The 15,973-nt window shown below is 71.1% G+C and carries 10 protein-coding genes and 1 pseudogene; 3 read left to right on the top strand and 8 right to left on the bottom strand.

Annotated elements, in window-relative coordinates; genetic code table 11:
* Positions 1 to 105 precede the first annotated feature (105 nt).
* The 4 genes from ABH940_RS01905 to pdhA all read right to left on the bottom strand — a co-directional run bounded on the left by ABH940_RS01905 (position 106) and on the right by pdhA (position 5,158).
* The gene (locus ABH940_RS01905) at positions 106 to 1,242 is read right to left on the bottom strand and encodes a M64 family metallopeptidase (protein WP_370104019.1); all 1,137 of its coding nucleotides are present in this window, start codon (positions 1,240 to 1,242) and stop codon (positions 106 to 108) included.
* Positions 1,243 to 1,548: 306 nt separating this feature from the next.
* The gene (locus ABH940_RS01900; RefSeq protein WP_370104017.1) at positions 1,549 to 3,027 is read right to left on the bottom strand and encodes a dihydrolipoamide acetyltransferase family protein; all 1,479 of its coding nucleotides are present in this window, start codon (positions 3,025 to 3,027) and stop codon (positions 1,549 to 1,551) included.
* Between the two features lie 18 nt (positions 3,028 to 3,045).
* Positions 3,046 to 4,029, bottom strand: coding sequence for an alpha-ketoacid dehydrogenase subunit beta (locus tag ABH940_RS01895; protein WP_370071220.1), 984 nt, complete (start codon positions 4,027 to 4,029; stop codon positions 3,046 to 3,048).
* A 1-nt stretch (position 4,030) separates the two neighbouring features.
* The gene (gene pdhA, locus ABH940_RS01890; protein ID WP_370071218.1) at positions 4,031 to 5,158 is read right to left on the bottom strand and encodes a pyruvate dehydrogenase (acetyl-transferring) E1 component subunit alpha; all 1,128 of its coding nucleotides are present in this window, start codon (positions 5,156 to 5,158) and stop codon (positions 4,031 to 4,033) included.
* A gap of 250 nt (positions 5,159 to 5,408) precedes the next feature.
* Here pdhA and ABH940_RS01885 point away from each other — a divergent pair, with 250 nt between their 5' ends.
* A complete protein-coding gene (locus ABH940_RS01885) occupies positions 5,409 to 6,074 on the top strand; it encodes a response regulator (protein ID WP_370071216.1) in 666 nt (221 codons plus the stop codon).
* A gap of 139 nt (positions 6,075 to 6,213) precedes the next feature.
* The gene (locus tag ABH940_RS01880) at positions 6,214 to 7,236 is read left to right on the top strand and encodes a phosphotransferase enzyme family protein (protein ID WP_370071214.1); all 1,023 of its coding nucleotides are present in this window, start codon (positions 6,214 to 6,216) and stop codon (positions 7,234 to 7,236) included.
* 283 nt (positions 7,237 to 7,519) lie between these two features.
* Here ABH940_RS01880 and ABH940_RS01875 read toward each other — a convergent pair whose 3' ends face one another.
* The 4 genes and pseudogenes from ABH940_RS01875 to ABH940_RS01860 all read right to left on the bottom strand — a co-directional run bounded on the left by ABH940_RS01875 (position 7,520) and on the right by ABH940_RS01860 (position 12,434).
* Complete coding sequence (locus ABH940_RS01875) at positions 7,520 to 9,097, bottom strand: protein kinase (RefSeq protein WP_370071212.1); 1,578 nt, start codon at positions 9,095 to 9,097, stop codon at positions 7,520 to 7,522.
* 273 nt (positions 9,098 to 9,370) lie between these two features.
* Positions 9,371 to 10,822, bottom strand: a pseudogene (locus ABH940_RS01870) (protein kinase); the annotation flags it as partial.
* 257 nt (positions 10,823 to 11,079) lie between these two features.
* Positions 11,080 to 11,622 (bottom strand): bacterial proteasome activator family protein, encoded by a 543-nt coding sequence (locus ABH940_RS01865; RefSeq protein WP_370071210.1) that lies wholly within the window; start codon positions 11,620 to 11,622, stop codon positions 11,080 to 11,082.
* 80 nt (positions 11,623 to 11,702) lie between these two features.
* Positions 11,703 to 12,434: a hypothetical protein gene (locus tag ABH940_RS01860; RefSeq protein ID WP_370071208.1), complete on the bottom strand. Its 732-nt coding sequence runs from the start codon at positions 12,432 to 12,434 to the stop codon at positions 11,703 to 11,705.
* A gap of 372 nt (positions 12,435 to 12,806) precedes the next feature.
* On the opposite strand from ABH940_RS01860, the gene ABH940_RS01855 reads away from it, so the two are divergent.
* Complete coding sequence (locus ABH940_RS01855; RefSeq protein ID WP_370104015.1) at positions 12,807 to 15,926, top strand: hypothetical protein; 3,120 nt, start codon at positions 12,807 to 12,809, stop codon at positions 15,924 to 15,926.
* The last annotated feature ends 47 nt before the right edge of the window (positions 15,927 to 15,973 follow it).

Here is a 15,973-nt window from a genome sequence, read left to right as displayed (position 1 = left end):
GCTCACACACTCTCATATGCCTCCCTGTCACCCCTAAGGGTGACTGCAGCCCGTTAGCAGAACTTGACCTTGCCCGGCTCCAGCCCGTCGGAACCGTCACAACCCTCACTTCGCCGTCACGACCCAGCTGAACGTCCTGCTCATCCGCCGCCGCCGGAAGGCGTCGTCACGGACCCACGACGTACGGTCGGTGACGACGACTCGGACCGTCACCCGCGCGCCCGACGGCAGCTCCAGCCCCCTGGTGTCGAACGCCAGCCCGCGCTCACCCAGCAGACTGCCGGGCGCGGGCCCGCCGTCGACCGTCCAGCTGACGGTCAGTCGGCTGCCGTCGGCTTCGGGGTCTGCGGGGAGCACGGGCGCGACGCGGAGCGTCGTCCCGGCGTCGACCGCGCTGCCGTCGGCGGCCGGTGAGACCGTGTCGACAGGGCTGACGTGACGGTAGAGCGACTCGATGATCGCCTCGCGGGAGGGCAGGTTGTAGGTGGCGCCCAGGGTCCGCATGATCGAGTCCTGGGTCGGCCGGTACAGACCGTTGGCGCTCCGGTACGCGCCGACCAGTCCGCCGGTGGGGTCCTCCGCGCCCAGCCAGCGCCACCACTTGGCGTGCGTGGCCGCGAGCGTGTCGGCGTCGGCGGAGGAGAGGTTGGGGAAGTCGCTGTCCCCGCCCGGCGCGGCGTCGTACTCGTCGCCGAGACCCCCGACGGTGTGCCCCATCTCGTGCTGGATGATGAGCCCGGCGCCCGTCGCCCCGGCGGCAAGCGTGGTCACCCCGGTGCCACCACCACCGCCGTACCGGTCGGAGTCGGCCAGCGCGATGACGTACTCGGGCCCGTCCGGCGTGCCGGTGTACCGGGTGACGGCGTCGTCGTCCGCGCAGAGCAGCCGCGGCATGCCCTGGCACCCGAAGTGCATCCCGAGCGGCGAGCCGGCACCGATCCCGGAGCGCGGCGACACCAGGTCGATCCGCCGCACGTCGAAGAGCGGCGCGTAACTCCGGAACGGTTCCACGGAACTGAGTGCCCGCCAGGTATCCGCGGCTTGCGCACGGAAGCGCGGGAGTTCGTCGGCGGTGTAGCCGTCCCCGATGAGCACCAGCGTGATCCGGTTCGCCGCAGGCCCGTTGTCGACGAGCGTGGCCTCGTCGACAACGCGCGGCTCGGACGCCAGCGCGGGCGGCGGGGCGGCGCCCGCCAGGAGCAGGACCAGGAGCAGCAGAAACACACTCAGGTGACGACGCACGGGGCGGATCGTCTCCGCGTGCCGCTCACCGCTATACAGCTCCCGCCCAACTTCACCCCCGCGAGTGAGCCGGGTGCGGCAGGTGGGGACCATGCAGTTGCTCAGGGGGCTGGGAACTGATGCGAGTGGCCAGCAACAACAGGGGCGCGGGGAACTGCGCGAGAACCACCCTGTGACGGATGGCCCTGTGCGCCCGGCGACTCACCACACACGGTGGCTTGTCGCGCAGTTCCCCGCGCCCCTAGGTGTTGCAACCACCTGCGGGAGCGCAACCTCAACTCGCGCCCCTGGAAGGTGCAACTGCACCTACTGCCAGCTGATCAGCCTCTTCGGCTGCTCCAGCACTGCCGCCGTGTCCGCCAGGACCTTGCTGCCCAGTTCGCCGTCGACCATCCGGTGGTCGAACGACAGGGCCAGCGTGGTCACCAGGCGCGGGACGACCCGGCCCTTGTGCACCCAAGGGAGTTCCCGGACCTGGCCGAAGGCCAGGATCGAGGCCTCGCCCGGGTTCAGGATCGGGGTGCCCGAGTCGACGCCGAAGACGCCGACGTTGGTGATCGTCACCGTCCCGCCCTGCATCGCCGCAGGCGAGGTCTTGCCCTCGCGGGCCACCTCGATCAGCGACGTCAGCGCGCCCGCCAGCTCGGGAAGAGCCATGCTGCCCGCGTCCTTGATGTTCGGGACGATCAGGCCGCGCGGAGTCGCCGCGGCGATGCCGAGGTTGATCCGGCGCTTGTGGATGATCTCCTGGTTGGCCTCGTCCCAGCTGGCGTTGATCTCCGGGTTGCGCCGGATGGCGATCAGCAAGGCCTTGGCGACCAGCAGCAGCGGGCTGACCCGCACGCCCGCACCCAGCTCGCCGCTCTCCTTGAGGCTGCGGACCAGCTTCATCGTGCGGGTGACGTCGACCTGGACCCACTCGGTCACGTGCGGCGCGGTGAACGCGGAGCTGACCATCGCCGCCGCGGTCGCCTTGCGCACGCCCTTGATCGGGATCCGGACGTCCTCCGCACCCGACACGACCGCACCCGACACGACCGCGACCGGCTCGGCGGCGGGAGCGGCCGGTGCCGCCACCGGAGCCGCGACGGCCACGGGCGCCGTCGCCGCGGTGACGTGCGCGTGCACGTCCTCGCGGGTGACCGTGCCCTGCGGGCCGGTCGGGGTGACTGCGGCCAGGTCGATGCCCAGGTCCTTGGCCAGCTTCCGCACCGGCGGCTTCGCCAGCGGACGCTCACCGGACGCGGGAACGGCCGGAGCAGTCGGGGTGACCGGAGCAGCCGGAGCGACCGGTGCAGCCGGGGTGACCGGTGCAACCGCAGCCGGCTTGGGCGCGTAGTACGTCCCCTCCCCGCCCGCCTGCACGACCGTCGGCGCCGCCGCAGCCGCAGGCTTCCGCGCCCGCCGCTTCGACGAGCCCGAGCGCGGGCCGTACCCGACCAGCACCTCGCGCCGCTCCGGCTCGGTCTCCTCCTCGGCAGCGGAGGCAGCCGCAGGAGCAGCCGCCTCCGCCGGAACCGCAGCGCCGCCCGCAACGGCGACGCTGATGATCGCCGTGCCGACGTCGACGGTCGTGCCCTCGCCGAAGAACAGCTCCTGCACCACCCCGTCGAACGGGATCGGCAGCTCGACGGCCGCCTTCGCCGTCTCCACCTCGCAGACGACCTGGCCGTCGGCGACCGTGTCGCCGGGCTGGACGAACCACTTGAGGATCTCGGCCTCGGTCAGTCCCTCGCCGACATCCGGCATCTTGAACTGACGAACGTTCTCAACCGCAGTACTCATGGTGCTCTCCATCCCCCGTCAGAAGGCGAGGGCGCGGTCGACGGCGTCGAGCACCCGGTCGAGGTCCGGCAGGTACGTCTCCTCCACCCGGCTCGGCGGGTACGGCGAGAAGTATCCGCCGACCCGGAGCACGGGGGCCTCCAAGGAGTAGAAGCAGCGTTCAGTGATCCGGGCGGCCAGCTCCGAACCCATGCCCATGAAGACGGGGGCCTCGTGGACCACCACCGCGCGGCCGGTCCGCTTGACCGAGGCGGTGAGGGTGTCCATGTCCAGCGGCGAGAGCGAGCGCAGGTCGACGACCTCGATCTGGTGGCCGTCCTCAGCGGCGGCCTCGGCCGCCTCCAGGCAGACCTTGACCATCGGGCCGTAGGCGACCAGCGTCAGGTCCCGACCCGGGCGCGTGACTCGGGCGGAGTGCAGCGGGGTCGGGGCCTCGCCCAGCGGGTCCACCGAACCCTTGTCCCAGTAGCGGCGCTTCGGCTCCAGGAAGATCACCGGGTCGTCCGAGGCGATCGCCTGACGCAGCATCCAGTGCGCGTCCAGCGGGTTGGAGGGCGAGACGACCTTCAGACCGGCCGTGTGGGCGAAGTACGCCTCGTGCGACTCGCTGTGGTGCTCGACCGCGCCGATGCCGCCGCCGAACGGGATGCGCACGGTGATCGGCAGCTTGACGTGGCCCAGCGCACGCGCGTGCATCTTGGCCAGCTGGGTGACGATCTGGTCGAAGGCCGGGTAGACGAAGCCGTCGAACTGGATCTCCACCACCGGGCGGTAGCCGCGCAGCGCCAGGCCGATCGCGGTGCCCATGATGCCGGACTCGGCCAGCGGGGTGTCGATGACGCGGCTGTCGCCGAAGTCCTTGTGCAGTCCGTCGGTGACCCGGAAGACGCCGCCCAGACGGCCCACGTCCTCGCCCATGATCAGGGTCTTCGGGTCGGCCTCCAGCGAGCGCCGCAGCGCCTCGTTGAGGGCCTTCACCATGCTGTAGTTCTCAGCGGCCATCTCAGCGGCCCTCCCCAACCTCTTCGGAGCCGTCGAACGACGCCGCGTACGCCACATACTCAGCACGCTCCTCGTCGACGAGCGCGTGGCCCTCGGCGTAGACGTGCTCGAAGATCGAGGTCGGGTCGGGGTCGGGCATGTTGCGGACGCCCTCGCGGACGCGGCGGGCCAACTGCTCGCTCTCCGCCTCGACCGCGTCGAAGAACTCCTGATCCGCCCAGTCCTCACGGACCAGGTAGGACTTGACCCGCTCGATCGGGTCCTTGAGCTTCCACTCCTCCAACTCGTCCGCGATCCGGTAGCGGGTCGGGTCGTCGGAGGTGGTGTGGGCGCCCATGCGGTAGGTGAAGGCCTCGATCAGCGTCGGACCCTCGCCCGCGCGGGCGCGGTCCAGGGCCCAGCGGGTGACCGCGAGGCAGGCCAGCACGTCGTTGCCGTCCACCCGCACACCCGGGAAGCCGAAGCCCGCCGCGCGCTGGTAGAGCGGGACGCGGGTCTGCCGCTCGGTGGGCTCGGAGATGGCCCACTGGTTGTTCTGGCAGAAGAAGACCACGGGGGCGTTGTAGACCGAGGCGAAGGTGAAGGCCTCGCTGACGTCACCCTGGCTGGACGCGCCGTCACCGAAGTAGGCGACCACGGCGTCGTCGGAGCCGTCCTTGGTGATGCCCATCGCGTAGCCGGTCGCGTGCAGCGTCTGCGAGCCGATGACGATGGTGTAGAGCTGGAAGTTCTTCTCGTACGGGTCCCACCCGCCGTGGTTCACACCCCGGAACATGCCGAGCAGGTTCAACGGGTCGACGCCCTTGCACCAGGCGACGCCGTGCTCGCGGTAGGTCGGGAAGGCCCAGTCTCCCGGGCGCTGGGCGCGGCCGGAGCCGACCTGAGCGGCTTCCTGTCCCAGCAGAGAGGCCCACAGGCCCAGCTCGCCCTGGCGCTGCAGCGCGGTGGCCTCGCCGTCGAAACGGCGTACCAGGACCAGGTCACGATAGATGGAGCGCAGCTCTTCCGGAGTGGTCTCCAGGGAGAAGCGCGGGTGCTCGACTCGCTCGCCTTCTGGGGTGAGCAGCTGCACCAGCTCCGGGACGGCAGCGGTCGCCGTCCCCGCCGTGCTCTCGACGGTCACGTTCACTCCTCGGTATTTCCGGCCTCCGGGGTTGCCGGCAACCGGTCCGGTCGCCTGCTCCGTGCGTCATCGCTTCGGGTGGGCGACGACATCGGATCGGCGGATAGGTGTGCCCTGATCCTCTTCGAGAACGTTACCCAGGGGAAGACCCAATTTCCTCTGTCCTAGGACGTCCAACTACCATGCTCACCCCTAAACCGGGACAAAAGCTCCTCCGTGCACGGCAACTCGGTGAGCCGTATGCAAGGCTGTGACCATGAGCAAACCTGGACATACAGGACATATACGGGTCTTTCTCCTCGACGACCACGAGGTGGTACGTCGCGGCGTCCATGAACTGCTCTCGCTGGAATCCGACATCGAGGTGGTCGGCGAGGCCGGCACGGCCGCGGAGGCGCTGGCCCGGATCCCGGCCACCCGGCCGGACGTGGCGGTGCTCGACGTCCGGCTGCCCGACGGCAGCGGGGTGGAGGTCTGCCGGGAGATCCGCTCCGAGCTGCCGGAGATCCGGTGCCTGATGCTCACCTCCTTCTCCGACGACGAGGCGCTCTTCGACGCGATCATGGCCGGGGCCAGCGGTTACGTCCTCAAGGCGATCCGCGGGACCGACCTGCTCTCGGCGGTCCGCGACGTGGCGGCCGGAAAGTCGCTGCTGGACCCGGTCGCCACCTCCCGCGTACTCGAACGCCTTCGCGACGGCGGCGAGAAGGAGGACGAACGGCTGACCGGTCTGACCAAGCAGGAGCGCCGGATCCTCGACCTGATCGGCGAGGGCATGACCAACCGGCAGATCGGCGGCGAGCTGCACCTCGCGGAGAAGACGGTCAAGAACTACGTGTCCAGCCTGCTGGCAAAACTGGGCATGGAACGGCGCACACAGGCCGCCGCGTACGTCGCGAAGATGCACGCGTCCGAAGGCTGACGATCAGAGCCGGTCAGAGAAGATCGCGAACGGCCGTACCCGCCAACGCGGCAGTACCATCTGGCTCGTGACGCAGGGTCAGGCTTTTGCTCCGACAAGTGCATTATCAGCCGTTCCGGGTTCCGTACCGGGGTGGCTGGTGGGGGTCGTCGCCCGGTTCGGGGTGGGTCGCCCGGTCGCGGTGGAGCGCACCCGGCACGGGCTGTTGAACCGCGTCTGGCTGGTCACGATCGAACAGCAGGACGGCAGCCGTAGCCGGGCCACATGGGTGCTGAAGCAGTACCTCGACGACGGCGGCCACGCCTCCAGCGGCGCGCTCGCCGCCCAGCACCGCACCATCGCCGCGCTGGCGGCGGCCGGACTGCCGACGGTACCGCCGGTGACGGCGGCGGACGGGCGGACCCTGGTGCTGCTGCGTGGCCGCCGCTACGCGCTCTTCCCCTTCGTCGAGGGCGCGCCGCCACCGACCGGGCGGGCCCTCCCCCTCGCCGCCGGGGCCGATCTCGGCACGCTGCTCGGCCGGATCCACACCGAGCTGCGGCGGATCCAGCCGCCCGTCCTCGACCCCGGCCCCTGGCCCAGCGCGGACCCGCTGGACACCCGGCGCACCATCGCCGACCTGCTCTCCGCGGCGCGCTCCCGGGCCCGCCGCGACCCCGCCGACCCGTTCGACGCCCTGGCGGAGCGTCGGCTGCTCGAACGCCGCGTCCTGCTCGCCGCCCACGCCCACCGCCGCCCCGGCCCACGCAGCGCGCCCCCGGCCGGGTGGGTGCACGGCGACTTCCACCCGCTGAACCTGCTGCGGCGCGACGGACGCGTCGCGGCGGTCCTGGACTGGGACCGGCTCGGCATCAAACCCGTCGCGGAGGAGGCGGTTCGTGCGGCGACGCAGTTCTTCTCCGACGAGGCGAGCGGTGCCATGGACCTGACCCGGATCACCGCCTATGCCCGCGCCTACCGCGAGGCCTCCGGCGCGACACCCGAGCACCTGACCGCGGCGGTCCACCGCGTCTGGTGGGAGCGGCTCAACGACTTCTGGATGCTCCGCTGGCGCTATGCGCGGCGGGACGACCGCGCAAGCGTGCTGTTTCCCGCGGCGGCGGCGCAGATCGTCTGGTGGACGGACCGCTACCCGCTCGTCGCGGAGGCGTACACACAGTGAGGGTCACTGTTTCGCAGAGGGACGTCGCACTGTCTCGGGGCGCGGGGAGCTGCGCGAGTTACCACCCTGTGCGGATGGCCCTGGTAGTTCGGGGACTCACGACACTGGGTGGCTTGTCGCGCCCACGCGGCGGAGCCGCACATCAGCAGAGCCTCGCGCCCCTGAGAAAAGTGCAGCCACCTGCGGGAGCGAACGCCCAGGCTTGCCGCGCCCACGCGGCGGAGCCGCACATCAGCAGAGCCCCGCGCTCCTGGGGGTTGCAACTACCTCCGGGAGCGAAACGTCAGGACGTCGAGCCCGCCGACGGCGAGCCCGGCGGGGTGGTGTGGTCGGTCGACGGCGGCGCGGACGGCGTCGACGGCGACGTCGCCGGCGCCGAAGGCGTCGTGCTCGGGGATCCCGAGGTGGTCTGCGACGGTGTCGTGCTCGGCGTCGTCGACGGGGAGACCGGGGGCGTGGACGACGGCGTGTAGCTCGGCGTGTACGACGGCGTGTAGCTCGGCGTCTGGCTCTGCGACGGCGTGATGCTCTGGCTCGGGGTCTGCGAGGGCGTCGTGCTCGGGGTGACCGTCGGCGACAACGACGTCGTGGGCCCGCCTCCGCTACCGCCGCTGCCGTTCATCGCGAGCGCGACACCGACCGCCACCGCCGCCGCGACCACCAGGACCGCGATCACCGCGAAGAGTCCGCGTCGGTTGCGGCCCGCGCCCTCGTCGTCGTAGTGGTCGTCGTAGGTCGGCGGCACCGCGCCGCCCATGCCGCCGCCTGCCGCCGGCATCGGCTGCGGCGGGGTCGCCGCGCCCAGCACCGTGGTCGGGTGGTAGTCGTCGCCCGGCGCGGAGGCGATCATCGCCGTGGGGGCGGTCGGCGAGACCCCGCCGACCTGGCCGAGGATCTGGGTCGGGCCGGTCCCGCCGTGCATCTGGCGCAGCGCGTGCTGGATGTGGGCGCGGAACTCGTCCGCCGACTGGAACCGGTCGTCCGGGTCCTTGGCCAGCGAGCGCATCACCAGGGCGTCCAGCACCGCCGGGACCCGCGGGTTCGCCTGGGACGGCGGCACCGGCATGTCCTGAACGTGCTGGTAGACGACGGAGAGAGGCGTGTCGCCGGTGAACGGCGGACGCAGCGTCAGCAGCTCGTAGAGCATGCAGCCGGTGGCGTACAGGTCGGAGCGGTGGTCGACCGCCTTGCCGAGGGCCTGCTCGGGGGAGAGGTACTGCGGGGTGCCCATGACCATGCCGGTCTGGGTCATCGTCGAGGTGGCCCCGGTCAGCGCGCGGGCGATGCCGAAGTCCATCACCTTGACCGCACCGGAGTTGGTGATGATGACGTTGGCCGGCTTGATGTCGCGGTGGACGATCCCGTGCTTGTGGCTGTAGGCGAGCGCCTCGAGGATCCCGGCGGTGATGATCAGCGCCTGGTCGACCGGCGGCGGCTCCTTGCTCTGCAGCAGCTCGCGGACCGTGTGGCCCTCGACGAGCTCCATCACGATGTACGGGACGGTCTCGTGGCCGCGCGCCTCCTCGCCGGTGTCGTAGACAGCGACGACGGCGTGGTGGTTCAGCGCGGCGACGGAGTGCGCCTCACGCGTGAAGCGGGTGCGGGCGATGGAGTCCTCGGCCAGCTCGGGCCGCAGCACCTTGATCGCGACGGTGCGGCCGAGCCGCTGGTCCTCGGCGGCGTAGACCTCCGCCATCCCGCCGCGGCCCAGCCGGCGGACCAGCCGGTAGCGGCCGTCGCCCACGACGCTCAGGCCACTGGTGGTGACGAAGGGACCGGACGCGTCGGCTGCTCCCGCAGCGCCGTACCCGGACCGGGGATCCATGGCGTCCTCGTCCCCGGGGTGCTGCGTGTCTGCCATCGTTCTCCGCCGTCGTTCCGTGCCGTCGTCGATCCGTACTGCCCCGTTGTCCCGTACTGCTGTCCCGTACTGCTTGTACTGCCCGGTTGAACCGGGCGGGCGCCGGGGATCGCGCTTCGCCGCGCCTCTCAGCCGTTCCCGAGAGGGAGGAACCAACTCCGCACGCTACCGGTTTCCGGAGGACGATGCGGAGCGCCGCAGGTCAGAAGGCCGAAACCACGAAGTGGCCTACACACCACGGTCCGCCTGAACCACTCCGGCCACGGGCGTCCTGCCAAGTCCGCCGGTGTTGTCGTTGGACGAGCTGTTGAACGCGAGCACCGCGATCAGCACTATCAACCCGGCGAAGACCACGCCGACGATGAACAGGATCAGCACCAGCCGGCCGCAGCCGCGCGCGGCGTCCGTCTGCGGCGCCCCCGACGGCACGTACGGAGCCTGCGCGGGCGCCGGGGGCCGGGGCTGGGCGAACGGCGGCGGAGTCGGCGCCGGACGCTGTGGCACCGGGGTCGGCCGTGCCTGGGTGAACGGCTGCAGCGTGGGCCGCTGCTGCGCGAACGGCGGCGGCGTCGGCGCCGGACCCTGCTGCGCGAAGGGCGGCGGCGTGGGGCGCGGCTGCGCGAACGGCGGCGGCGTCGGACGCTGCGGGTAGGGCGGCGGCGTCTGGCCCATGTGCTGGGGGGCCATCTGCTGCCCGCCCATCTGCTGCGGGTACGGCGTCTGCACCGGCGGCATCGGGGTGTTCAACGGGCCCTGGGCCGCCGGGAAGACGGCGTTCTGGCCGGAGCCGCCGACGTGCCCCTGGTGCGGGCCGTCGACCAGCATCTGCGGCTGGTTGGCCGCCGTGCCCGCGCCCTGGGCGACGCGCTGGCACTCCTCGCGCATCGCGTCGGCGGTCGGGAACCGGTGCGCCGGGTCCTTCCGCAGCGCCCGCGCGACCAGCGCGTCGACCGCGGGCGGGATCGCCGCGTTCATGCTGGACGGCGCCGGCGGCGTCTCCTGGACATGCTGGTAGGCCATGCCCAGCGCCGACTCGGACTCGAACGGCAGGCGACCGGTCAGCAGCTCGAAGAGCATGCAGCCGACCGAGTAGAGGTCGGAACGGGCGTCCACGCTCTTGCCGAGCGCCTGCTCGGGCGAGAGGTACTGCGGGGTGCCGACGACCATGCCGGTCTGGGTCATCGAGGTGACGCCCGACTGCATCGCGCGGGCGATGCCGAAGTCCATCACCTTGACCACGCCGCGCTTGGTCAGCATCACGTTGGCGGGCTTGATGTCGCGGTGGACCAGGCCCTCCTCGTGCGAGGCGCTCAGCGCGGCCAGCACGTCGGCCGTGATCTTCAGCGCCTTCTCGGTGGGCATCGCGCCGAGCTCGGTGATGTCCTTGCGCAGCACCGAGCTGAGCGAGGAGCCCTCGACGTACTCCATGACGATGAACGGCACGGGGGTGCCGTCGGTGTCGTCCTCGCCGCTGTCGTACACGGCGACGATGTTCGTGTGGTTGAGCCGGGCGACCGCCTGCGCCTCGCGGCGGAACCGCTCGCGGAACGACGGCTCGCGGCTCATCTCGCCGAGCATCGTCTTCACGGCCACCGGCCGATCCAGCACCGTGTCGTCCGCGAGATGGACCGTGGCCATACCGCCCTGGCCGAGCAAGTCCCGCAGCGCATAACGGCCGTGGCCGACCGTCCGCCCCGCGCCGTCCGCGCCGCCCTGCTCGCTCATGCGCTCGTCTCCCCCAACCGGCCTACCCCTTGGCGCGCCGTCAGGGCCCAACGTTAGCGGTACGGGCAGGGCCTCACACAGCCGGGTTTTCCGTCCGGTCCAACCCTGAACCGGACGGAACCTGAGCCTCCGCAGGCAGTCGGCAGTGCGTCCGCCCTGAACCGCTGCGAACTTCCGTACGCAGAGGGAAATCGCGTACGGCTACGGAAAAGGAGCCCAAACAACGAGAAGAGCGGGAGCGAGGAGAGCGGGAAGAACTAGAGGTACGGACCGGCGTGGATACCGCCGTGGCCCGGCTCGCCCTCGTCGTGGCCCGGCGCACCCGGCGGCAGCGCGCGCCGCATCTGCTCCAACTGCGCCCGGGCAGCCATCTGCTGGGCGAAGAGCGCGGTCTGGATGCCGTGGAAGAGACCCTCCAGCCAACCCACCAACTGCGCCTGCGCGATGCGGAGTTCCGCCTCGCTGGGGACCACGTCCTCGGTGAAGGGGAGCGACAGCCGCTCCAACTCCTCGACGAGCTCGGGCGCGAGGCCCTGCTCCAGCTCCTTGACCGAGCTGGCGTGGATCTCCCTGAGCCGCACCCGGCTGGCCTCGTCCAGAGGTGCCGCGCGCACCTCTTCGAGCAGCTGCTTGATCATGCTCCCGATCCGCATGACCTTGGCGGGCTGCTCCACCATCTCCGTTATCGGCAGCTCCCTCGGCTCACCCTCAACGGAGGAGCCGGCGCCGACGGGCATGCCGTCGGGGCCGACGATCAGGACCTGGGGGCCTTCTTCTGGCCGAGAGCTCGGGCTGTTCATGAACGACATTCTGTCCCACAGGGGTGTCAAGAGGGCGTGATATTCGACAGAACACGTGTGCGGTTCGCTCTGCGTGCGGTCTACAGCCGACGGATCCGCCAGCCGAACAGCGCAGCTCCGGCCCCGATCAGGGCCAGACCCACGCCGAGCATCCGGGCGTGCGGGCCGAGGTCCAGGCCGGTGTCCCGGGCGGCCAACCGCGCCCTCGGGCCCGCCTGCTGCACCGACTCCGGCGGCAGGACCGCCTGCGGGCCGAGCGGCGGGGGGACGCTGGCGGCCGGTCGCGGCGCCTGGTCGATCGGCTGGACCGCGTCCTGACCGACGGGCACGGAAACCACCTGCTGCGAGCGGCTCCCCGACCCGCCCCCGCCCGGCGCACGAGACGGCGTGCCCCCCGGCGCGGGACGCCCCGGTGCGCCGGGACGGGGCTCCTTCGACGCCGCGCTCGATGCCGACGGCTTGCCGCTCGCGGGCGGGGACGGGAACAACGGGCTGACCACGGGGAGCGGCAGCGCGCTCACGGACGGGTCCGCGCCGGGCGGCCCGCCGGGCGCGGGATTCACGGGCGGGGCGCTCGCCACACCGCCGGGCGGCCGGTGGCCGGGCACGTGCGACGGGCGGTGCGCGGGCGTCCGGGTCGGCGTCCGGGCGGACCGCACCGAGACGAAGCGGAGCGGATGGCCGTCGGGCAGCCGGACCGTGATGCCGGCCGAAGCGGAACCGGTACCTGCCTCGTTCGCCCAGGCCAGCGGCGTACCGAGCGCGAGTACGGCAGCGACCGCGAGCCCCACCACGCTCGCCGCAACCGGCATCGACCCACCCGACAACACGCTCATATAGGGCAATTAGGGCATCGACTCGAACGCTGAGCAAGCAGGCTTACGCCGTTCAGGCCGCCCCTCCCCCGAACGCCGCGACCAAGGCCGCCCTGGCCACCCGGACCGACGCCCCCGAGCAGCACCACGTATTTGTCGCCTTCGACTCAATTCACGGCGGTCGTGCCTGCCGGGAAATTCACATCCACGGATGCAGACCCACTGCTACGCTCCGCCCTGCCCGCCTCACCGCAAGGCCCACAAGGGTCGTGACCAGCGGCCCACGGGCCCTCGGACGTTTCAGAACGTCTCCCGTCAGAACTTCTCGAAATTCTCTTTATTCCACATTGAGGGGGAATCGGAAAAAGCATGCCAACACCTGCAAACTCCATATGCCCGAGACCCGGACGCAGGCGCGGGTCGGCCTGGTCGGTGCTCGCGCTGCTCGTCGCGGTCCTGGCCGCGCTGCTCGCTCCGACCGGCGCTGCCTACGCCGTCGTCTCCCAGCCGGTCGCGGGTGCGGCGACCGCGCACGGCTCTTCCGCCGCCCACGCCGGGCAGACCGCGAAGGCGATCCAGACCGCACCCGCCGCCGCGCACCGCAAGACCGTCACCAAGCCAGTGCCTCCGCCCGCGGCCAAGCCCCTGCCGACCGCGCCCCGGACCGGCCCCGCCGCCACCCGCGCGACGTCGCTGCGCGCCGCGACGACCCACCGCGTCCTGGCCCAGAGCACCGTGGCGAGCACCTGCTCGGGTTCCATCACGGCGGACACCGTCTACCCCTGCACAGCGCCGGCCGGGACGGACACCTACACGCTCAGCCTGCCCTCCGCCACCGACCTGCTCGCCGTGCGAGCCATGTCGTCGGCGGGCGGCGCACTGATGATCACCGTCACGGCTCCGAACGGCTCCGTGGTCACCTGCCAGTCGTCCTACTCGCCCACGGCCGTCTGCCCGACCACCCAGTCCGGCAGCTACACCCTGGCGATCCAGGACGGCGGCAACGCCTTCACGCTGTCCTACGTCGCCCTGCTCTCGGACACCTCCTGCTCGGCGGCCGACACCTCCTTCGGCACGTCGGCGGTCCAGGGCACGCTGGCAGCGGGCAGCATGGGCAACTGCTACACGCTCGCCATGACCAGCGGCAGCGTCCTGCACACCGCCCTGACCGCCGCTTCGTACCAGCAGGTCCAGGTCACGGTGTACGACGCCACCGGCACGCAGGTGTGCTCCGCATACACCAACAGCGACTGCGCGCTGACCGGCACAGCCCCCTACCGCGTCCTGGCCTACGACCAGCAGGGCAGCGCCGACAGCTACTACCTGCAGCTGAGTGACCTGACCCAGCCACAGGGCTGCGTCACCGCAGCACAGCTGACCTACGGCCAGGTGCCGGACACCGGCTCCACCGTGGCGTGCCGGACCCTGACCGTCACCAAGGCCGACCAATACCAGGTCTACGCGGCATCAGCGGCCTCCGGCGGAGTCACCGGCAGCCTCTACACCACCAGCGGCACCGCCGCCTGCGCCAACTTCGGCCCCACCTGCCAGCTGGCCGCGGGCAGCTACGACTTCGTGGCCGAGCAGTACCTCCCCTCCCCCTCGGCCTTCGGCGTGGCCTTCATCGCCGCGGACGAGGCGGGTGGCTGCACCGCGGCCTCGGACACCGACTTCGCGAGTGGCGCCGCCAAGGGCAACTTCGCCGGGATGGGCGAGGAGATCTGCCTGACCCTGCCGACCGCTTCCGGCCTGACGGACTACATGTTCGACCAGCCGACGGCCGACGGCAGCTCGCCGCAGATGCAGGTTCTGGACGCCACCGGCGTCCAGCAGTGCCCCAACGCCTCCTTCACCTACGCCGTCTGCCAGCTGACCGGCACCGCGCCGTTCCACGTGGTCCTGAACGCGCAGGAGGCCAACGGCGGCTACCAGGTTCTCGTGCAGCGCACCGACTCGACCTCCGGCTGCTCGGCCTGGCCGCAGTCGGGCTTCGGCGGGTCCTGGGGTGCTGAAGTCACGCTCACGCCCAGTTCGACCGTGCAGTGCCTGACCATCCCCGCCGCGCAGCACTCCACCGGCGAGATGATCGACTACACCAATGACAGCAACACCGAGTTTGGAAGCATCAACGTCAACGATGCGACCGGCAAGCTGATCTGTCAGGACTCCACCACCACGGTCTGCTCCTACTCGCAAGGGACGGCCTACACCGCTCTGGTGATGGCCGTCGGCCTCACCGCCCCTGACACCTACAAGGTGGTCCGCCGCGACGTCACGCAGACGGCCGCCTGCACCGCCCCGACGTCTACCACCGTGGGTGGGCCATCAACCGGTCTGGTGCTGACCTCGGCTCTGGACGCGGAATGTCTGAAGGTCTCGGCCGCGGCGACGGACAAGGTCTGGTTCGCCGCCCGGTCCGACGCGCCCGGCCAGGCCGGGGTGGTGCTTGAGGTCGCCGATCCGTCTGGCGCCGTCGTGTGTCGTCAGTGGGGTCCGTCCTGCAACGTCACCGGCTCCACGTCGTACCAGGTCCTCGTGCTGGCCTCCGGATACGCCGGCGTCGCCATCCCCGCACATGTGGACACCTGGCGAGTGGAGACGGCGTCGGGCTGGGCACCGCAGTGCACTGCGCACCAGCTGTCCGGCACCGGCTTCGCCCCGCAGAGCGGCACGTTGACCGAGAGCACCACCGGGTACTGCGCGGTGGTGTCGATGCCGCCATCGGAGCTGTTCGGCATCGGCCTGGTCGCGTCCGGCGGAACCGCCGCCCCGGACGCGACGATCTACGACGACGCGGACTGGACCAGTATGTACGGGCTGTGCGGCATCTCCGGTGGCGTCAGCGACCTCGCCGTCCAGTGCGAGAACACCTCGCAGGCGGCCGTCCAGGGCGTGCTGCTGGTGATGCCCTACACGAGCCCTACCCCGATCAGCTACACCATGCAGGGAATCTGCGTGCAGGGTTGCGCGACCCCGCCGGTACAGGCGACAGTCAGCTCGATCTCGCCCGCCTCCGGCCCCGCAGACGCCACCAACCAGGTCGTCCTGACGGGCACAGGTCTCAACCTGGGCACCGAGATCAACCTGGCCAGCAACGGCAGTGTGGTGAGCAACTACCAGCAGAATCATGTCGTCGCCACCAATGCCGCCGGAACGTCGCTCACCGTGCAGCTCTCGACGTCCGGGCTCACCCCGGGCCGTTACGACCTGGTGCTCAACAGCGTCGGCTACACCGCGGGAACGCCCTCGCCCGGCTACTACCCCGGTGCCTACTCGGTCACGGCCGCGGTAGCGGGACCGCCCAAGGGCCTGTTCAAGCCGGTGGGCCCGGCGCGGACCCTGAACAACGTCTACGGCGACTTCACAAGCGGGCAGGCGATCTCCCACCAGGTTGTCGTCCCGGTCGCCGACGGGAAGATCGACGTCCGCAACGGCTCCTCGGTTCGGGTCCGAGGCGGAGCGGAACCGGACGGTGTCTACAGCTCGTAGCAACCCGTTGCCCTCTCAAGGGACATCGCCGTGGCCCTCCCGCAGAA

The sequence above is a fragment of the Streptacidiphilus sp. BW17 genome (assembly GCF_041262485.1).
Taxonomy (GTDB): domain Bacteria; phylum Actinomycetota; class Actinomycetes; order Streptomycetales; family Streptomycetaceae; genus Streptacidiphilus.
The sequence above is the reverse complement of the archived record's forward strand: the minus strand, read 5'-3'. Positions and strand labels throughout refer to the sequence as shown.

Excerpts from the sequence above, each read along its gene's own strand:
- ABH940_RS01875 (WP_370071212.1), bottom strand. The coding sequence starts at position 9,097 with ATGGCAGACACGCAGCACCCCGGGGACGAGGACGCCATGGATCCCCGG.
- ABH940_RS01885 (WP_370071216.1), top strand. The coding sequence starts at position 5,409 with ATGAGCAAACCTGGACATACAGGACATATACGGGTCTTTCTCCTCGAC.
- ABH940_RS01900 (WP_370104017.1), bottom strand. The coding sequence starts at position 3,027 with ATGAGTACTGCGGTTGAGAACGTTCGTCAGTTCAAGATGCCGGATGTC.
- ABH940_RS01895 (WP_370071220.1), bottom strand. The coding sequence starts at position 4,029 with ATGGCCGCTGAGAACTACAGCATGGTGAAGGCCCTCAACGAGGCGCTG.
- ABH940_RS01855 (WP_370104015.1), top strand. The coding sequence starts at position 12,807 with ATGCCAACACCTGCAAACTCCATATGCCCGAGACCCGGACGCAGGCGC.
- ABH940_RS01865 (WP_370071210.1), bottom strand. The coding sequence starts at position 11,622 with ATGAACAGCCCGAGCTCTCGGCCAGAAGAAGGCCCCCAGGTCCTGATC.
- ABH940_RS01860 (WP_370071208.1), bottom strand. The coding sequence starts at position 12,434 with ATGCCGGTTGCGGCGAGCGTGGTGGGGCTCGCGGTCGCTGCCGTACTC.